The organism is Streptomyces sp. NPDC059850 (assembly GCF_042731515.1).
Lineage (GTDB): Bacteria > Actinomycetota > Actinomycetes > Streptomycetales > Streptomycetaceae > Streptomyces.
Window position 1 is genome coordinate 1 of record NZ_JBHWJI010000143.1, and the last position, 3354, is coordinate 3354.

Below are 3354 nucleotides of genomic sequence, written 5' to 3' on the forward strand. Positions count from 1 at the left end.
GTGTACTCCCAGCGCGAGGACGGTGCGGAGGCGTGGACGCGGCATGCCACCGGTGTGCTGTCGGCGGCGCGGAGCGGCAGCGGCGCCGGGTTCGACTTCACCGCTTGGCCGCCGCCCGGGGCCGAGCAGGTCGAGGTCGGGGACTTCTACGCCGACTTGATCGAGCGCGGTTACGCGTACGGGCCCGCGTTCCAGGGGGTGCGCACGGTGTGGCGGCGAGGCGAGGAGGTCTTCGCCGAGGTCGCCTTGCCCGACGAGCACCGGGAGGAAGCCGCTGGGTACGGCATCCACCCCGCGTTGCTGGACGCGGCCCTGCAGACCGGGACCATCGCCGCCGCGGCGGCCGCGGAAGAAGGACAACCCGGGCAGTCGGTGATGCCGTTCGCGTGGAACGGGTTGGTGCTGCACGCCGTGGGAGCTTCGGCGTTGCGGGTTCGGGTCGCGCCGGGTGGGCCGGATGAGCTGTCCATCGAGGCCGCCGATCAGGCCGGCGGCCTGGTCCTGGCGATGGACTCGCTGGTGTTGCGGGCGGTGTCCACCGAGCAGTTGGACACGGCGCGCGCCAACTCGCTGTTCCGGGTGGACTGGACCGAGCTGCCTCCGGTTCAGGCGGAGCCCTCGCCGTCGTGGGTGGCCGTGGCCACCGCCGACGATGTGGCGGCCCTGGCCGACGGCGTGCCCGCGGCGGCGGTTCTGGAGGCTGTCGGCGGTGCCGGGGATGACGCGGCACTGGCGTTGACGTGCCGGGTGTTGGCGGTCGTGCAGGCCTGGCTTGCTGAGGCCGGGTTGGCGGAGTCGCAGCTGGTGGTGGCCACCCGTGGCGCGGTGCCTGCCGGTGATGGGGCGGTGACCGACCCGGCCGCGGCGGCGGTGTGGGGTTTGGTGCGTGCCGCTCAGGCCGAGAATCCGGACCGGATCATCCTGCTCGACCTCGATCCCGCGGCCGAAGACGGACCGGAAGCGGTCTTGGGAGCGGTGCTGACGAGCGGTGAGCCGCAGGTCGCCGTGCGCGGGACGACCTTTTCGGTAGCGCGCCTCGCCCGCGTCGGCGATCAGGCCGCAGACGTTCCCGCCGTGTTCGGTCCGGAAGGGACGGTGCTGGTCTCGGGTGCTGGTTCGTTGGGTGGTCTCGCAGCCCGGCACCTGGTGGCTCGGCACGGTGTGCGGCGCCTGGTGCTGGCCAGTCGGCGGGGCCGGGATGCCGAGGGCGTGGCGGATTTGGTCGCGGAGCTCGCCGAGTTGGGCGCGGAGGTGTCCGCGGTGGCCTGCGATGTGTCCGACCGGGACCAGGTGGCGGCCCTGCTGGAAGAGCATCGCCCGACCGGAGTCGTGCACACAGCGGGTGTGTTCGATGCCGGGGTGGTCGGGACGTTGACCCCGGAGCGGTTGGCGACGGTTTTCGCGCCGAAGGTGGACGCGGTGCGGCACCTGGACGAGCTGACCCGCGGCATGAACCTCGACGCGTTCGTCGTCTACTCGTCGGCTTCGTCGGTCTTCATGGGCGCGGGCAGTGGCGGTTACGCGGCGGCGAACGCGTACCTGGACGGGTTGATGGCCCACCGCCGGGCGGCGGGCGTGCCGGGGCTGTCGCTGGCTTGGGGCCCGTGGCAGCAGATCACCGGCATGGCGGACAACATCGACGACCTCACCAGGACCCGGATGGGTCGGCGCGAGGGACGTGGGGGAGTCCTGGCGCTCGGGTCCGTGGCAGGCATGGAACTGTTCGACATCGCCGTCGGGTCCGGGCACGCACTGCTGGTGCCGGTCGAGCTGGACCTGCGAGAGGTACGCGCCGACGCGGCGACCGGTGGCGGGGTGCCGCACCTGCTGCGCGGCCTGGTCCGGGTCGGCAGGCAGTCGACGCGGGCGGCATCCGGCGGGGACGGTGGGCTGGTTCGCCGGTTGGCCGGGCTCGTCCCGGCCGAGCAGGAGGCATTGCTCCTGGACGTGGTTCGCGCTCAAGTCGCGGTCGTGCTCGGGCACCCCGACCCCGGTGGTGTACGGGCGGACACTGCGTTCAAGGACGCCGGGTTCGACTCGCTCACGTCGGTGGAGCTGCGCAACCGGCTGCGTACGGCGACCGGCCTGAAATTGCCCGCCACGCTGGTCTTCGACCATCCGACCCCGCAGGTCCTCGCCCGATACCTGCGCGATGAGCTCGCCGTCGGTGAGACGGCCCCCGCCGATTCGGTATTGGCCGGTCTCGCCGGTCTGGAGGCGGCCATCGAGTCTGCGGCGTCCGACGAGCAGGCCCGCGACCGGATCGCCGCGCGCCTGCGGGAACTGCTGAAGGCGGCCGAGTCGGCAGGCGGTCCGGACGCGCCTGACGAGGATCTCGACACCGCCAGCGACGAGGAGCTGTTCGCGCTCGTCGACCGGTCCGGCTGAAAACCGCACGCACACCACAGCAATCGAAACGGACATCTCCTGGGAGCTGAGCTCAGTGGCTGACGAGGTACAACTCCGCGACTATCTCAAGAGGGCCATCGCCGACGCCCGCGACGCCCGCAAGCGGCTGCGCGAGGTCGAGGACCAGGTGCGGGAGCCGATCGCCATCGTCTCGATGGCGTGCCGGTACCCGGGTGGTGTGTCCTCGCCCGAGGACCTGTGGGAGCTGGTCGCAGGCGGCGTCGACGCCATCTCCGAGTTCCCCGAGGATCGTGGCTGGGACTTGGAGGCCCTGTTCGACCCGGATCCCGACAACCCGGGCACCTCGTACGTCAGCCGAGGTGGTTTCCTGGACGGCGCCGGGCTTTTCGACGCGGGGTTGTTCGGCATTTCGCCGCGCGAGGCGCTGGCGATGGATCCGCAGCAGCGGTTGTTGCTGGAGACGTCGTGGGAGGCGCTGGAGCGGGCGGGCATCGACCCGATCTCGTTGAAGGGCACCGATGTCGGGGTCTTCACCGGGCTGTCCAGCCAGGGCTACGGGGCCGGCGTCGGTGCGGTTGCGCCGGAGTTGGAGGGCTTCGTGGGGACGGGGGCGTCGCCGTGCATCGCGTCCGGACGGGTGTCGTACGTGTTCGGTTTCGAGGGGCCGTCGGTGACGCTGGACACGGGGTGTTCGTCGTCCTTGGTGGCGATTCACCTTGCCGCGCAGGCGTTGCGGCAAGGTGAGTGTTCGGTGGCGTTGGCGGGCGGCGTGATGGTGATGGCACAACCCGGCTCCTTCCTGTCGTTCTCCCGGCAGCGAGGGCTGTCCGGGGATGGGCAGTGCAAGGCGTTTTCCTCGGGTGCGGACGGGATGGTGTTGTCCGAGGGGGTTGGTGTGGTGCTCCTTGAGCGGTTGTCGGTGGCGCGGGAGTGTGGGCACCGGGTGTTGGCGGTGTTGCGTGGGAGTGCGGTGAATCAGGATGG

The 3354-nt window shown here is 71.2% G+C and carries 2 protein-coding genes; both read left to right on the forward strand.

What is annotated here, in order from left to right; genetic code table 11:
• On the forward strand, positions 1 to 2388 hold a 2388-nt coding region (locus tag ACFV9T_RS42605), incomplete at its 5' end, for a type I polyketide synthase (RefSeq protein ID WP_385449247.1).
• A 55-nt stretch (positions 2389 to 2443) separates the two neighbouring features.
• A partial coding sequence (locus tag ACFV9T_RS42610) for a beta-ketoacyl synthase N-terminal-like domain-containing protein (RefSeq protein WP_385449250.1) occupies positions 2444 to 3354 on the forward strand: 911 nt, incomplete at its 3' end.